Source organism: Planotetraspora sp. A-T 1434, assembly GCF_025420585.1.
In the GTDB taxonomy this organism is placed as follows: Bacteria; Actinomycetota; Actinomycetes; order Streptosporangiales; family Streptosporangiaceae; genus JAOEGB01.
On sequence record NZ_JAOEGB010000024.1, the window covers coordinates 131,354 to 145,114 of the forward strand.

At 69.4% G+C, this 13,761-nt stretch carries 12 protein-coding genes and 1 pseudogene; 9 read left to right on the forward strand and 4 right to left on the reverse strand.

The window, feature by feature from the left end; translation table 11 throughout:
- The first annotated feature begins 15 nt into the window (after positions 1-15).
- Complete coding sequence (locus N5079_RS27275) at positions 16-1,080, forward strand: ferritin-like domain-containing protein (RefSeq protein WP_261586990.1); 1,065 nt, start codon at positions 16-18, stop codon at positions 1,078-1,080.
- 467 nt (positions 1,081-1,547) lie between these two features.
- Here the strand turns inward: N5079_RS27275 and N5079_RS27280 are convergent, their stop codons facing one another.
- From N5079_RS27280 to N5079_RS27295, 4 genes are all read right to left on the reverse strand, one after another.
- On the reverse strand, positions 1,548-1,874 hold the full coding sequence (locus N5079_RS27280) for a LuxR family transcriptional regulator (protein ID WP_261586991.1): 327 nt from the start codon (positions 1,872-1,874) through the stop codon (positions 1,548-1,550).
- Positions 1,871-2,311 carry a cupin domain-containing protein gene (locus tag N5079_RS27285; protein WP_261586992.1) on the reverse strand — a complete coding sequence of 147 codons (441 nt, stop codon included), beginning with the start codon at positions 2,309-2,311 and terminating at the stop codon, positions 1,871-1,873. Before N5079_RS27285 ends, N5079_RS27280 begins: the two co-directional genes overlap by 4 nt.
- A 384-nt stretch (positions 2,312-2,695) precedes the next feature.
- Positions 2,696-4,696 (reverse strand): erythromycin esterase family protein, encoded by a 2,001-nt coding sequence (locus N5079_RS27290; protein WP_261586993.1) that lies wholly within the window; start codon positions 4,694-4,696, stop codon positions 2,696-2,698.
- 307 nt (positions 4,697-5,003) lie between these two features.
- A complete protein-coding gene (locus tag N5079_RS27295; RefSeq protein ID WP_261586994.1) occupies positions 5,004-5,540 on the reverse strand; it encodes an Hsp20/alpha crystallin family protein in 537 nt (178 codons plus the stop codon).
- Between the two features lie 480 nt (positions 5,541-6,020).
- Between N5079_RS27295 and N5079_RS27300 the strand changes: the two genes are divergently transcribed.
- The 8 genes and pseudogenes from N5079_RS27300 to N5079_RS27335 all read left to right on the forward strand — a co-directional run bounded on the left by N5079_RS27300 (position 6,021) and on the right by N5079_RS27335 (position 13,574).
- Positions 6,021-6,491, forward strand: a complete 471-nt coding sequence (locus N5079_RS27300) for a general stress protein (protein WP_261586995.1) — start codon at positions 6,021-6,023, stop codon at positions 6,489-6,491.
- Between the two features lie 124 nt (positions 6,492-6,615).
- Positions 6,616-6,837, forward strand: a pseudogene (locus N5079_RS27305) (Hsp70 family protein); the annotation flags it as partial.
- A gap of 98 nt (positions 6,838-6,935) precedes the next feature.
- On the forward strand, positions 6,936-7,580 hold the full coding sequence (locus N5079_RS27310) for a nucleotide exchange factor GrpE (protein ID WP_261586996.1): 645 nt from the start codon (positions 6,936-6,938) through the stop codon (positions 7,578-7,580).
- The gene (locus tag N5079_RS27315; RefSeq protein WP_261586997.1) at positions 7,580-8,554 is read left to right on the forward strand and encodes a J domain-containing protein; all 975 of its coding nucleotides are present in this window, start codon (positions 7,580-7,582) and stop codon (positions 8,552-8,554) included. The genes N5079_RS27310 and N5079_RS27315 overlap by 1 nt, the downstream gene beginning before the upstream one ends.
- Positions 8,551-8,862 carry a chaperone modulator CbpM gene (locus N5079_RS27320; protein ID WP_261586998.1) on the forward strand — a complete coding sequence of 104 codons (312 nt, stop codon included), beginning with the start codon at positions 8,551-8,553 and terminating at the stop codon, positions 8,860-8,862. The genes N5079_RS27315 and N5079_RS27320 overlap by 4 nt, the downstream gene beginning before the upstream one ends.
- Positions 8,853-11,471: an ATP-dependent chaperone ClpB gene (clpB, locus tag N5079_RS27325; protein ID WP_315967891.1), complete on the forward strand. Its 2,619-nt coding sequence runs from the start codon at positions 8,853-8,855 to the stop codon at positions 11,469-11,471. Before N5079_RS27320 ends, clpB begins: the two co-directional genes overlap by 10 nt.
- A 2-nt stretch (positions 11,472-11,473) precedes the next feature.
- Positions 11,474-11,917, forward strand: a complete 444-nt coding sequence (gene trxA / locus N5079_RS27330; protein WP_261587001.1) for a thioredoxin — start codon at positions 11,474-11,476, stop codon at positions 11,915-11,917.
- Positions 11,901-13,574, forward strand: coding sequence for an FAD-dependent oxidoreductase (locus N5079_RS27335; protein ID WP_261587002.1), 1,674 nt, complete (start codon positions 11,901-11,903; stop codon positions 13,572-13,574). Before trxA ends, N5079_RS27335 begins: the two co-directional genes overlap by 17 nt.
- The last annotated feature ends 187 nt before the right edge of the window (positions 13,575-13,761 follow it).

The window sequence follows — 13,761 nt, forward strand, 5'->3', positions numbered from 1 at the left end:
GGAGGTAGGACTCCCATGAAGAATCTCGAACCGCAGGGGACTGCCGCTGCTCCCGGGCCGGCGCGGATCGACACCCTCGACAGTCTGCGTGAGCACCTGCAGTGGGCGGTCGAGCTGGAACACGCGACGTTGCCGCCGTACCTGTGCGCGCTGTACTCGCTGGATCCGGAGCGGAACCCGGAAGCCGTCGAGGTGTTGGGCAGCGTCTTCGCCGAGGAGATGCTGCACTTGGCGCTGGCCGCGAACCTCCTCAACGCCGTCGGCGGCCGACCGCGCTTCGACATGCCGGGGGTGTTGCCGCCGTATCCCCGGCGGCTGCCTCACAGCGATTTGGAACTGTCGCTGCTCCCGTTCGGCCCGGAGGCCCTGGAGATGTTCCTGCGCCTGGAACGGCCTGCGCCGCCCGACGCCCCGGCGGAAGGCGACGGCTACGAGACGATCGGGCAGTTCTATGACGCGATTGAACAAGGACTGCGCCACCTGTGCGAGCAGCTCGGCGAGCGGGAGGTCTTCTGCGGCGACCCAGCCCGACAGGTGAGCGGCAGCCATTTCCGGCACACCGCGGGGTCGCTGTTCGCGGTGGAGGGTCTGAAGTCGGCGCTGGGGGCGTTGGAGGAGATCGTCGAGCAGGGCGAGGGCACGGCCCGGGGCGTGGTCTGGGACGGGGACCAGGACGTTTTCCACCCCGATCGGGACGAGGTCGCCCACTACTACCGCTTCCAGGAACTCAAACTCGGCCGGCGCTACCGGCGCGGCGACACCCCGAAGTCCGGGCCCACCGGCGAGCCGATCTCGATGAACCTGGCCGCCGTGCGCCCGATGCGGCCCAACCCGCGGCTGTCCGACCACGCCCCGGGCAGCGCCATCCGCACCGCGCAGGAGGAGTTCAACCGCACCTACTGCACCCTGTTGAACCAGCTGGAGCAGGCCTTCAACGGCGACCCGAAACTGCTCGGGGTCGCCGTCGGCACCATGTACGCGCTCAAGGCCCAGGCCAGCGCCCTGATGCTGGTGCCCGACGAGGACGGCACCACGGCCGGCCCCACCTTCGACTACGTGCCACCGGAGCAACGCTCATGAGCGTCGAGCGCGCCGATGAGAGCGAACCCGCCGGCGATCTGGGCCGGGCTCAGCGACCGGGGCAGTTCCCGCAGCGCCAGCGGGTTGCGCGCGCCTCCGCAATCAGCTGGTCGCGCACCCTTCGGCCAACGCCGCGAGAATGGCCAGATCGGCCATTTCGGTTGCGGGCGCGTGACCTGACGCCGCGACACCGCCACCTCGTGACGCAACGCCATGATCTCAACTGAACTCATCCGACCATCCGACCCCGACCATCCGACCATCCGAACACCGATCCGGAGAGGCGCGTGAACCTCTCTCGTGGACGCAAACCCCGGGCGCGGCTGGGTGGACCGAAGGAGATCCCGCCGGGTCCTGGACGAGATCGCCTCACTGATGGAGGACGTCTCCGCTGGCGGCAGCTGGTGGAATGACCTTCCGGCAACGCTGAAGGCGGGAACCGAACCCGGTTCCCGCCTTCTTCACGTTCAACGTGCGGTGGTGAACAGGAACGCGCTGTCCTCTACGGCCTCGACGCGGTGACGGCGTTCGGGCATGACCAGCAGATCGCCCGGCAGCCCATCCCACGAGTCAGACCCGGCGACAAGCCGCACCCGCCCGTGCAGCACGTGCACCGTGACCTCGCCGGGATGCTCGTGTTCGTGCATGTGCTCGCCCCGCCGCAACGCCATCACGGTCTGCCGCAACGAACGATCGTGTCCGCCGTGGACAGTGGTGGCACTGCGACCACTGTCCGCCTCCCGGGCAAGCATGAGCAGATTGCCAACGAGCGCAGTCAACGAAACCTTGGTCATGACTGCGGCGCCCGGCGGTCTCGCCGTGCTTCCAACTCCTCCGGGCTGACCGGGATCAACATCGGCTGCCCAGGCGCGCAGAACATCGTCACCACGAACGCCGCCTCCTCATCAGCGAGGTGGTTGCCGTCCTGGTAGTGGATCACGTCCCCACCAGGCTCCCAGAACGCTTCACCAGCCCGAACAACCCGCACGGGCTCGCCTTCGAGCTCGAAGTTGACGGCCCCCTTGATCACGAAGCCGTACGCGGGCCCGGAGTGCCGGTGAGGCGGCGCACCAGGGCTGTTCGGCGGCAACGTGACCAGGATCGTCATCGCCTCGGCCCCTTCGGGCGCAGGCGGCGCCCCCGGCACGGTGGCGACCACGTCGATCTTCGGCGGCGGCCCGCTCTTGTCGGGGTTCTCGAGGTGGTGAGCGTGAGCGTGATCGGTGCTCATCAGGCTTCCTTCGCGAAACAGTGGCCGGCTCGGATCCGGCCGTGCACCAGCTCAGACCAGACAGCGCCCCGATCTGTGACAACGCCCTGAACAGTGCGCCTGCCGTAAACCTCGTCCGCGCGGTTCAAGCGGCATGTTGGCATTCGTGAAGCTCCGCCGACGGCTTGGGGATGCTCCGTTGGGCAGATGGTCCACCTCCAGATGGATCACGGTGCCCTCGATCACCGGCAGCGCGTGGCAGTCGGCCCAGGCGGCGCGGCGGGTCAGGCGCGGGTGCAGCCGATCCCACGCCCGGGCGGTGGCCCGCCCGTACAGGCGGGTGTCATGGACGCGGCCGGCCTTCGGCGTCGGAACCTCGATCAGCAGGCCATGGGACCGGCCCGGTCAGACGGCCACGGGGTAGGTCTCCGGGGCCTCGCCGCGCTCCCACAGGGCCGTGCGCTCCAGGGGCTCCACCGCGCGGGTCTCGTCGATGTGGATGACCGCGTCGAACTGGTCGGACACGCGGGTCTGGAAGTAGTGGCTCTGGCGTTCGGTGTCCGGGCGGTAGATGACGCCGATCGCCCGTTCGAGCAGCGCCCTGCGCATCAGGACAGCCGCCCTGGCCGAGTGGACGAAGTCGAGGAGGAACTCCTTGTGCCCGACCTCCTTGAACAGCTCCTCGACCGAGTCGGGGAGCGCCGGGCGCACGTTCTTCCGCTCGGCCGGGCGACCCCAGTCGTCGGCGGCGGTGACCGTGCCGCTGTAGGTGGTGAAGCCGATAAGCCGGCAGTCCTCGGGATTGTGCTCGCGCACGAGCTGGCCCAGGTTGAGCTCGCCGCGCGTTCCCATCTCGGTCGCCCGCGCGTCGCCCAGGTGGGAGTTGTGCGCCCAGACCACGATCTTCGCGGGCTCGCTCCGCTGCCAGCCGAGGTGCTCGGCCAGCGCGAACAGGGTGTCGGCCATGTGCCGGTCACGCAGGTTCCACGACGAGACCCGGCCGCCGAACATCGTTCGGTAGTACCGCTCCGCCGTGGCCACCACCTTGGCGTTCAGCTCCGCATAGAAGAACTCGTCCTCTCCGAGCAGGCCCTGTGCCCGCTGGTACCGCAGGGCGTTGCGCTGGAGGTCCACGAGCTGGTCGATCACGTGCTGCTCGCACGACTCCCCCGCGCCGAAGGCCGCGGCGAACCCGTACGCCTGTCCGTCGTCGCCGTCGCTGTGATCGAGGCAGGAGTAGCGTTCACGGGCCCTTTCCGCCGCGGCGGGGTCCACCTTCTCCAGGTAGGCGACGACCTCCGCGGCGGAGCGGTGCAGACTGTAGAGGTCGATCCCGTAGAACCCTGCCCTCGCCCGCTCGTCCAGCCGGTCGTTGCGCTCGCGCAGCCACCCGACGAACTCGAGCACGTCCGCGTTCCGCCACATCCACGCCGGGAAACGCTGGAAGCCGCGCAGCGCCTCCTCGGCGGTCGCATCGTCGCCGCGGCCCCGCACGAACCGGTTCACCCGGTAGGCGTCGGGCCAGTCCGCCTCCACCGCCACCGCGGTGAAGCCCTTCTCCTCGATCAGGCGCCGCGTCATCCGGGCGCGGGCCGCGTAGAACTCGTGGGTCCCGTGCGAGGCCTCGCCGATCAGCACGAACCGCGCGTCGCCCACGATGTCGAACAGCACGTCGTCCACGGGCACCCCCTCCTCCGTGGGCACGAGCTCCGAGCGCAGAACGGCGAGGTCGGTCCGGGCGGGCGGGGCCCAGACGCGGGCCGAGGAGGCGGCGTGCAGCAGCTGGCGCACCTCCTCGTCGGTGGTCTGGGTGAAGTGCCAGTACGACTCCCCCACCGAGAAGAAGGGCGTCGGAGTGGTCGCGCAGATCACCTCGTCCACCAGGGTGGACAGCTCTCTGCAGGTGGACTCCGGCGCGGCGGGCACGGCGACGACGATCTGGGCGGGCTCCCGCCGCCGCACCGCGCGGATGGCCGCGCGCATGCTCGCGCCGGTCGCGAGGCCGTCGTCGACCATGATCACAATCTTGCCGCGGAGTTCGGGCGTGGGGAGGTCGCCTCGGTAGGCCAGCTCCCGCCTCGCGAGCTCGCGGGCCTCGCTCTGGACGACCTGCCTCATCGTCTCCGGCGTGATGTCGAGCGCGCGGACGACGTCCTCGTTGAGCACGACCACGCCGCCGCTGGAGATCGCCCCCATCGCGAGCTCCTCGTGGCCCGGCGTCCCGAGCTTGCGCACCAGGAAGATGTCGAGCGAATGGCCCAGGGCGGTGGCCACCTCGTACGCCACCGGCACGCCGCCACGCGGGAGCCCGAGGACGACGACGTCGGGCAGCCCCCGGTAATGGCGGAGAAGTCCCGCGAGCACCCGGCCCGCGTCTCGGCGATTCGAAAACAGGCGATCGTTCATGAGTATCGCCTCCCGGTTCCCGCCCGGTACCCCCGCTCGGGCGGGGCAAACCTCGACGGGCCTCAGTCGACGTGGACGCGGGGGCGGCGCCAGGCCGGGGGCTCGGGAGCTGACAACGAACCGGTCGCGACCCCGTGCAGGGGGAATGGATGAGGAGCAAACTCCCGGTAAGGGGGTGGGCCGCTCATCAAGCAAAGTGGGCCGCTCATCAAGCAAGCTGAGCGGCCCAACGGCCCCGAACCGGGATTTAACCGTCGCCGCAACAACGCCGCTGACGCTTGCGAGGATTATGCCTCGGTCGGGTTGGTCAGCGTCTTTCATCGGACGAGTTCGAGGCGCCCGTTCCCTGACGAGAACGGCGTTGGCCCTTGGACCGCGCCTCTGTGACCTCGACGTGGCGGGTCCGGCCCTGCGCCGCTTTGGGGACCCGTATGGTCAGGACCCCGTCGTCCATGGACGCCTGCACGTTCTTCTCGTCCACGTCGGAGGGGAGTGAGGTGTGATAGTGGAACCGCCCCATCCGGACCCGCAGTGCGGTGGAGCCTTCATCCTCTTCGCGGATTTCACCGTTGATGCACAGTTCGCGGTCCGTGATTCCGATTTCGATTTCCTCGGGTGCGACGCCGGGGAGTTCAAGCTTGATCATGTACGCGTCATCGGACTCGTCGATTTCGGCGACTGGCACCCATGGGCGATGCATCTCGGTCTCGCCCGACGGTGGGATCAGCCACCCGATCCGGCTGAGGAGTTCCTGAACGTCCGCGAACGGGTCTCGCCGCAGCATCGCGGACGGCTCGACGCTGTGCATCTGGTGTGCGCGGCCACGTCTCATTGGCAGTGTCATGACATCTCCCTGTCGTCCCCGAGCGACTGGCTGAAGGCGTCCTCCTCTCGCGAGGAGTCGCGCCCGCGGCAGGCCGGCACGCCTGCATGCCGGCCGGCGCACTGGGCTACGCCTGCGGTGACAGATACCCCTGGAACAAATCCGCCACGCCGTGACGAAGTGCCCCTAAATGTGCACTTGCAGAACGGTGCGCCTGTGCGCTTTCCCGGCTGAGGCGCGCCCATGCCCATGGACTCGTGGACCGAAGCCGAAGGTCCCTTCCGTGCGCTGCCAGCGACCATGCGCGGGCGCCCGATCGCCGACCGTCTTTGTTGTTTGATCCAAAAATGGATATCCGGGGGTTTCGGGGTGGCGTTCATACCCTTTGGCTGGACCTGTAGAGGTTCGGAAACCGGGGCGCCGGTCTTTGGCCTGTGGGTGGTGCAGCGGTGACCCAGGCTTCTCGGTAGTCGGAACAACCAACCCGAGGGAGGTTGATCCATGAGAACCCAAGACCTACGTCAGCCGCACAAGACGGTGCTCGGGACCTACAGCACCTACGATGCGGCCCAGCATGCGGTGGACACGCTCGCTCGGCATCGCTTCCCCGTCGAACATGTCTCCATCGTGGGGACCTCCCTGCGGTGGGAGGAGAAGGTGCTGGGCCGCTGGACTCTCGGCCGCGCGCTGATCACCGGAGCGGGCACCGGTGTCTGGATCGGTTTGCTGATCGGGCTGGTGTTCCTGATCGTCAGCCCCTGGCAGGGGTGGGCAATGACCTCCGCGATCGTGCTCGGCCTGATCTTCGGCCTGATCTGGGGCGCGATCAGCTACGCACTGCAGCGCCGGGCGTTCGCCTCGCAGCCCGCGATCGTGGCCGACAGTTACGACATTCTGGTCGACCCCGAGTTCGCCGATGAGGCCCGGCGGGTGCTCAACACCGCCCGTGTGGACACCGGAACCTTCAAGTAGGCCGACGCGGACGGATGCGCGTCCGGACTCGGAGCGTTCGGCGGCATGTTCCAGCCGAGATCAGTGGAATCAGGCTGCGCCGTGGATCCGGAAGGACGCTCGGGATTCATGAAGGGATGGGCAGATGGCGAAGGCGGCGGGAATCGATCTGGGCACGACGAATTCGGTGATCGCGACAACTGAGGATGGTCATCCGACGGTCATTCCGAATGCGGAGGGGTCGCGGACGACGCCGTCGGTGGTGGCGTTCACCGATCAGGGTGAGGTGCTGGTCGGTCAGATGGCGCGGCGTCAGGCGATCTTGAATCCGAAGGGGACGATCTATTCGGCCAAGCGGTTCATGGGGCGGCGGTTCGAGGGAGGCTCACGACGAGATCAAGGCGGTCTCGTTCGATGGGCCGGACAAGGACGTGATCGACGCCGAGTTCACCAGCTCGGAGTGACATGACCGACAAGGACAGGATCCCGCATCAGGGGCGCACTCCAGCGGCCGAGGCCGTGGAGGCCGAACCGGCCTCTGAGCGGCCGGCCGTACCCGGAAAGCCGCAGGAGTCGGGCGAGCCGGGTAAGACCCGCGAAACCGGCCCGACGGTCACCGAACCCGAGCCCCGGGCGACTCGTGAGAGCACCGATACAGGTGCCGACAAGGACGCCCGGCTGGAGGAGCTGCACGATCGATGGCTGCGTGCGGTCGCGGAGCTCGACAACCTCCGTAAGCGGACGGCCGGGGACATCGCCAGGCAGCGGCTCGACGAGCGGGCCAGGGTCGCCGCGGAGTGGCTACCGGTCATCGACAACCTCGAACTGGCGCTGCGGCACGCGGACGCCGACGCCGATCCCGGTGCCGTCATCGAAGGCGTCCGCGCCGTCCGCGACCAGGCGGTGGCCGTACTCGCCCGGCTGGGCTTCCCGCGCGTGGAGGACCTCGGGACGCGGTTCGACCCCGCCAGGCATGAGGCCGTGAGCACGGCGGAGGACCCGGAGGCGGAGCCGGGCACGGTCGTCGCCGTAGTACGGCCCGGCTACGGCGACGGCCCCGACCAGCTGCGGCCCGCGTCGGTCGTGGTGTCCACCAGGGCGGAGGACTGATGGCGGACCGCGACTTCTACGAAATTCTCGGGGTGCCGAGAACGGCCGGCCGTGAGGAGATCCAGCGGGCCTACCGCAAGCTCGCGCGCTCCTACCATCCCGACGTCAACAAGGACCCCGGGGCCGAGGACCGCTTCAAGGAGGTGTCGGAGGCCTACGAGGTGCTGTCCGATCCGGGGACCCGCAAGAGCTACGACGCGTTCGGCAGGGACTTCCGGCAGGTGCCCGAGGGAGTGGACCCGGCGGCGTACGCCAGGGCCCGGGCCGGGGCGGGCACGGGAGGCCGGGCCGGATGGGCGCACGGTCCGGCCGGGCAGGAGGTCCGGTTCGAGACCGGAGAGGGCATCGACTTCGAGGAGCTGTTCGGCGGCATCTTCGGGGGGCGCGGGAGACGAGCGGGCCGCGGCTGGGGTCCGATACCCGGAGCCGACCAGGAGGCCGACTTGCCGCTGACGGTCGAGGAGGCTTACCGCGGCGGCCGCCGCACGATCACTCTTCCCGGCCGCGGAGGATCTAGGACGCTGGAGGTCACGATCCCCCCGGGCGTCCGGAACGGGCAGCGGATCAGGCTCTCGGGCCAGGGAGGCGAGGGCGCCGACGGTGCGAAGCGGGGCGACCTGTACTTGATCGCGCGAATCCCCGGCCATCCCCGCTACCGCGTCGAAGGACGGGACATCCACGTCCTGCTTCCCCTCACCCCCTCGGAGGCCGCACTGGGCGCGACCGTGGCGGTCGAGACCCCCGGCGGGGAGGCGAAGGTCAAGGTACCGCCCGGCTCCTCCTCCGGCCGCCGCCTGCGCCTGCGCGGGCAGGGCATGCCCAATCCCCGGGGCCGGCCCGGGGACGCGCTCGCCGAGGTCCGGATCATGGTCCCCCGCACGCTGACCGACGAGGAGCGCCGCCTCTATGAACAGCTGGCCAGCGTCTCGAGCTTCAACCCGCGCTCCGAATCGGGAGGGAGGGCCCGGCCATGAGCCATCCCCTGGTACGGCTCCCGCTCCTGGACCTGGAGTCCTCCTCGCGGGCGACCGGGCTGCGTCCGGAGTTGGTGCGCCGCCTGGTCGCGCTCGGCCTGATCGACCCCTTTCCCGACGCGGCGGGCGATCTGTGCTTCCCGCCGTCTGAGCTCGCCACCGCGGGGTGCCTCCAGCGGCTGCACACAAACCTGGCCGTCAACTACGCCTCCCTCGGCCTGGTGGCGGACCTGCTCGACCGCATCGCGGAACTCGAAGCCGCCCTGCGAACCCGCGCGAGGACTCCCGGAGGTGCGCCGTGGACGTGAACCGTCTTACCCAGAAGTCACAGGAGGCTCTGCACGACGCGCAGACCAAGGCGACCCGCTTCGGGCACACCGAAGTCGACGGCGAACATCTCCTGTTGGCATTGCTCGAACAACCCGAAGGTCTGGTCGCACGCCTGCTCTCGGCGGCCGGCGCCGACCCGGACAAGCTGGCGATGGAGCTGGAGTCCGAGCTGGAACGCCGGCCCCGCGTCACCGGTCCCGGCGCCGCGCCCGGCCAGGTGTATCTCACCCAGCGGCTGTCCCGCCTGCTGGAGGCGGCCGATCGGGAGGCGAAACGACTGAAGGACGAGTACGTCTCGGTCGAGCACCTGCTGCTGGCCCTGCTCGACGAGGGGCCGGACACCGCCGCCGGGCGGCTGCTGAAGGCGCACGGCCTGAACCGCGAGCGCTTCCTGGAGACCCTCACGCGGGTGCGCGGCAGCCAGCGGGTGACCTCCGCCAACCCGGAGGTCGCCTACGAGGCACTGGAGAAGTACGGCCGTGACCTGGTCACCGCCGCCAGGGCGGACAAACTCGACCCGGTCATCGGCCGCGACGGCGAGATCCGCAGGGTCATGCAGATCCTGTCCCGCAAGACGAAGAACAATCCCGTCCTCATCGGCGACCCGGGAGTCGGTAAGACCGCGATCGTGGAGGGCCTCGCCCAGCGCATCGCCCGAGGCGACGTCCCGGAGGGCCTGAAGGACAAGACGATCTTCAGCCTCGACGTGGGCGCCCTCATCGCAGGGGCGAAATACCGCGGCGAGTTCGAGGAGCGCCTCAAGACCGTGCTCACCGAGGTCACCTCGGCGCAAGGGCGGATCCTGCTGTTCGTCGACGAGGTCCACAACGTCGTCGGGGCGGGCGCGGCCGAGGGCTCCATGGACGCGGGCAACATGCTCAAGCCGATGCTGGCCCGCGGCGAACTCCACCTGATCGGCGCCACCACGGTCGCCGAATACCGCAAATACATCGAGAAGGACGCCGCCCTCGAGCGCCGCCTCCAGCCCGTCGTCGTGGACGAGCCCTCGGTCGAGGACTCCGTCTCCATCCTGCGCGGCCTGCGCGAGCGCCTCGAGGTGTTCCACGGCGTCAAGATCATTGACAGCGCCATCGTGGCCGCCGTCGTCCTGAGCCACCGTTACATCAGCGACCGCTTCCTGCCCGACAAGGCGATCGACCTGGTCGACGAGGCGTGCGCGATGCTCCGTACGGAGATCGACTCCATGCCGGCCGAGCTGGACGAGCTCACCCGCCGCGTGATGCGCCTGGAGATCGAGGAGGCAGCCCTCGCCAAGGAGGACGACCCGGCGAGCCAGGCCCGCCTGGAGGCCCTGCGCAAGGAGCTCGCCGACCTGCGCGCCCAGGCCGACGCCATGCGCGCCCAGTGGGAGGCCGAACGGCACGCTCTGCACAAGGTGCAGCAACTGCGCCAGGAGATCGAGGCGGTCCGGCGCGAGGCCGAGCAGGCCGAACGCATGTACGACCTGAACCGCGCCGCCGAGCTGATGCACGGCAGGCTGCCCGAGCTGGAACGCAAGCTGGAGGCCGCGGAGGAGCAGCTGGAATCCAAGCACGGTGCGGGGCGGTTGCTCCGTGAGGTCGTCACCGAAGAGGAGATCGCCGGCATCGTGTCCCGCTGGACCGGCATCCCGGTCAGCAGGCTCCAGGAAGGCGAGCGGGAGAAGCTGCTTCGCCTCGACCAGATCCTGCACGAGCGGGTGATCGGTCAAGACGAGGCCGTGCAGGCCGTCGCCGACGCGATCATTCGGGCGCGCTCCGGGATCAAGGACCCGCGCCGGCCCATCGGCTCGTTCATCTTCCTCGGCCCGACCGGCGTCGGGAAGACCGAGCTGGCCAAGACGCTCGCCGAAGCGTTGTTCGACACCGAGGACAACATGGTCCGCGTCGACATGAGCGAGTACCAGGAGCGCCACACGGTCAGCCGGCTCGTGGGGGCGCCCCCGGGTTACGTCGGTTACGAGGAGGGCGGCCAGCTCACCGAGGCCGTACGGCGCAAGCCGTACTCGGTCGTGCTGTTCGACGAGATCGAGAAGGCGCACTCGGACGTCTTCAACACCCTGCTGCAGGTGCTCGACGACGGACGGCTCACCGACGCCCAGGGCCGTACGGTCGACTTCCGCAACACCGTGATCATCATGACGTCCAACATCGGCTCGCATTATCTGAGCGAGAAGCCGGGGCCCTCGGGCGAGATCGATCCCGAGGTGCGCGAGATGGTGATGGCCGAACTGCGCGCGCGGTTCCGGCCCGAGTTCCTCAACCGGATCGACGACATCGTGCTGTTCAAGCCGCTCACCGAGCCGGAGATCGAGCAGATCGTGTCACTGATGTTCACCGAGATCAGGATTCGGCTCGCCGAACGCAGGATGACGCTGGAGGTCACACCCGAGGCCGTGCGCTTCATCGCCGAGCAGGGGTTCGACCCCGTCTACGGCGCACGGCCGCTGCGCCGCTTCATCGCGCGCGAGGTCGAGACCCGCGTCGCCCGCGCCCTGGTCGCCGGCGACGTCGTCGACGGCGCGGTCATCCGCGTCGGACTGACCGGCGGCACGCTCTCGGTGACGTACGAGAATCCGGAGGTCTGACCATGCGGTCACAGGTAAAGGACGCGAGCGTCGTCCGATGCTCGAAATGCGGACGGAAGAACCGGCTGCCCAGGGCCGCCTCGGGGATCCCGCAGTGCGGCGACTGCCACCAGCCGCTTCCCTGGGTCACCGAGGCGGGGGACGACGACTTCAGCGAGGTCGTCGAGGCGGCTCGGATCCCGGTGGTCGTCGACTTCTGGGCACCCTGGTGCGGCCCGTGCCGCATGGTCAGCCCGGCGCTGGAGCAGGTCGCGGCCGATCTGGCCGGTCGCCTGAAGCTGGTGAAGGTGAACGTGGACGAAGCGCCCCGGCTCTCGGAACGCTTCGCCGTACAGGCCATCCCGACGCTTGTCGTGATCGATCAGGGCCGGGTCCTCACCCAGCGGGCGGGCGCGGCGCCGGCTCCTGCCCTACGCGAATGGGTGGACGATGCGCTGGCCGCCTGAGCTCGGCGAGACGCCGGACCCGCAGGGGGCCTACCCGCGGCTGAGCGACGCGCAGCTCCAGGCGCTGGCCCCGCACGGCGAGCGGCGCCGGGTCCGCCAGGATGAGGTCCTGTACGCGGAGGGCCTTCCGTGCGCCGAATTCTTCGCGGTCCTGGCCGGCAAGGTGGCGACGGTCGAGGGATTCGGAGTCGACGACCAGGTGATCGGCGTCCACGGGGCAGGCCGGTTCCTGGGAGAGCTCAACGTGCTCACCGGCCAGGTGGGCTTCGTCACCGGCGTGGTGGCCGAGGACGGCGAGGTCCTCGCCGTGCCGGCGGACGGGCTCCGCCGCCTGGTCGCCGGGGATCCGGCACTCGGCGACCTCATCCTGCGGGCCTACCTCATCCGCCGCACGATGCTCATCGGACTGGGGGCGGGCTTCCGCATCATCGGCTCCCGCTTCTCGGCCGACTCCCGGCGGCTGCGGGAGTTCGCGGCACGCAACCGGCTGCCGCACCGGTGGATCGACCTGGAGCAGGACGAGGAGGCAGAGCGGTTCCTGCGGAGCATGGGCGTCACTCCGGAGGAGACCCCGGTCGTGATCTGGCGTGGCGAGACGGTGCTCCGCAACCCGAGCAACGCGGAGCTTGCCCGGGCGATCGGGCTCCCCGCACCACGGGTACAGGAGGAGACCCACTGCGACCTGCTCGTCATCGGGGCCGGGCCGGCGGGGCTGGCCGCGGCGGTCTACGGGGCGTCGGAGGGCCTTGCGACGATGGTCCTGGACAATGTCGCGACGGGCGGCCAGGCGGGCACCTCCTCGCGGATCGAGAACTACCTCGGCTTCCCGTCCGGGATTTCCGGCGGTGAGCTGGCGGAGCGGGCGGCGATCCAGGCCGGCAAGTTCGGCGCGCGTTTTTATGTTCCCGCACAGGCATGCGCACTGCACCTGAACGCGGGCGATCACATCGTCACCGTAGGGGAGGGCGGCACGATCCACGCGCGCACCCTGATCATCGCCACCGGCGTCCGCTACCGCAGGCTCGACGTGGCGAACCTGGAAAGGTTCGAGCCCACGAGCGTCTACTACGCGGCGACCATGTTCGAAGCCCGGATGTGCGAGCGGGACCCGATCGTCGTCGTGGGCGGAGGCAACTCGGCAGGCCAGGCCGCCCTGTTCCTGGCCGGGCACGCCGCCTGCGTCCGGCTGCTCGTGCGGGAGGACGCGCTGTCCAGGAACATGTCCCGCTACCTGGCCGTCGAGATCGAACGGCACCCCCGGATCCAGATCATGCTGAACACCGAGGTCCGGGAGCTGATCGGGGAAGAGACGCTCGCCGCGGTCATCGCCGAGAACAACGTCACCGGCGAGCGTTCCACGATCGAGGCCCGCGCGATGTTCATCTTCATCGGCGCTGAGCCGTACACCGCCTGGCTGGCCGACGAGATCGCGCTCGACCCGCGGGGCTACATACTGACGGGCGCGGACGCCGCCCGGTCCGGAAAGGAAGGCGCGCCCGACTCCGTCGGCCGGCCGTTCCCGCTGGAGACGAGCAGGGCGGGCGTGTTCGCGGCCGGGGACGTGCGGAGCGGGTCGGTCAAGCGGGTGGCCGCGGCGGTCGGTGAAGGTGCCATGGCCGTACGGCTGGTCCACGACTATTTCCAGGCCGGAGAGTGACTCCGGGCAGGAAGGAGACCTTCATGGTTGTCATGGCGGTGTCGACTTCGGCGCCGCGTCCTGCCAAGGGCGCGGTCACGGCGAGCGAGGAAGGAGGAATGAACCGTTGACCTGCTGTAAGGCGCAGAACCTTCCATCCCGTCGCTGACGGGTAAGGCGATCCTTCGCAATCAACCGCATGCGAGGA

Excerpts from the sequence above, each read along its gene's own strand:
- N5079_RS27275 (WP_261586990.1), top strand. The coding sequence starts at position 16 with ATGAAGAATCTCGAACCGCAGGGGACTGCCGCTGCTCCCGGGCCGGCG.
- N5079_RS27280 (WP_261586991.1), bottom strand. The coding sequence starts at position 1,874 with ATGACCAAGGTTTCGTTGACTGCGCTCGTTGGCAATCTGCTCATGCTT.
- N5079_RS27285 (WP_261586992.1), bottom strand. The coding sequence starts at position 2,311 with ATGAGCACCGATCACGCTCACGCTCACCACCTCGAGAACCCCGACAAG.
- N5079_RS27290 (WP_261586993.1), bottom strand. The coding sequence starts at position 4,696 with ATGAACGATCGCCTGTTTTCGAATCGCCGAGACGCGGGCCGGGTGCTC.
- N5079_RS27295 (WP_261586994.1), bottom strand. The coding sequence starts at position 5,540 with ATGACACTGCCAATGAGACGTGGCCGCGCACACCAGATGCACAGCGTC.
- N5079_RS27300 (WP_261586995.1), top strand. The coding sequence starts at position 6,021 with ATGAGAACCCAAGACCTACGTCAGCCGCACAAGACGGTGCTCGGGACC.
- N5079_RS27310 (WP_261586996.1), top strand. The coding sequence starts at position 6,936 with ATGACCGACAAGGACAGGATCCCGCATCAGGGGCGCACTCCAGCGGCC.
- N5079_RS27315 (WP_261586997.1), top strand. The coding sequence starts at position 7,580 with ATGGCGGACCGCGACTTCTACGAAATTCTCGGGGTGCCGAGAACGGCC.
- N5079_RS27320 (WP_261586998.1), top strand. The coding sequence starts at position 8,551 with ATGAGCCATCCCCTGGTACGGCTCCCGCTCCTGGACCTGGAGTCCTCC.
- trxA (WP_261587001.1), top strand. The coding sequence starts at position 11,474 with ATGCGGTCACAGGTAAAGGACGCGAGCGTCGTCCGATGCTCGAAATGC.
- N5079_RS27335 (WP_261587002.1), top strand. The coding sequence starts at position 11,901 with ATGCGCTGGCCGCCTGAGCTCGGCGAGACGCCGGACCCGCAGGGGGCC.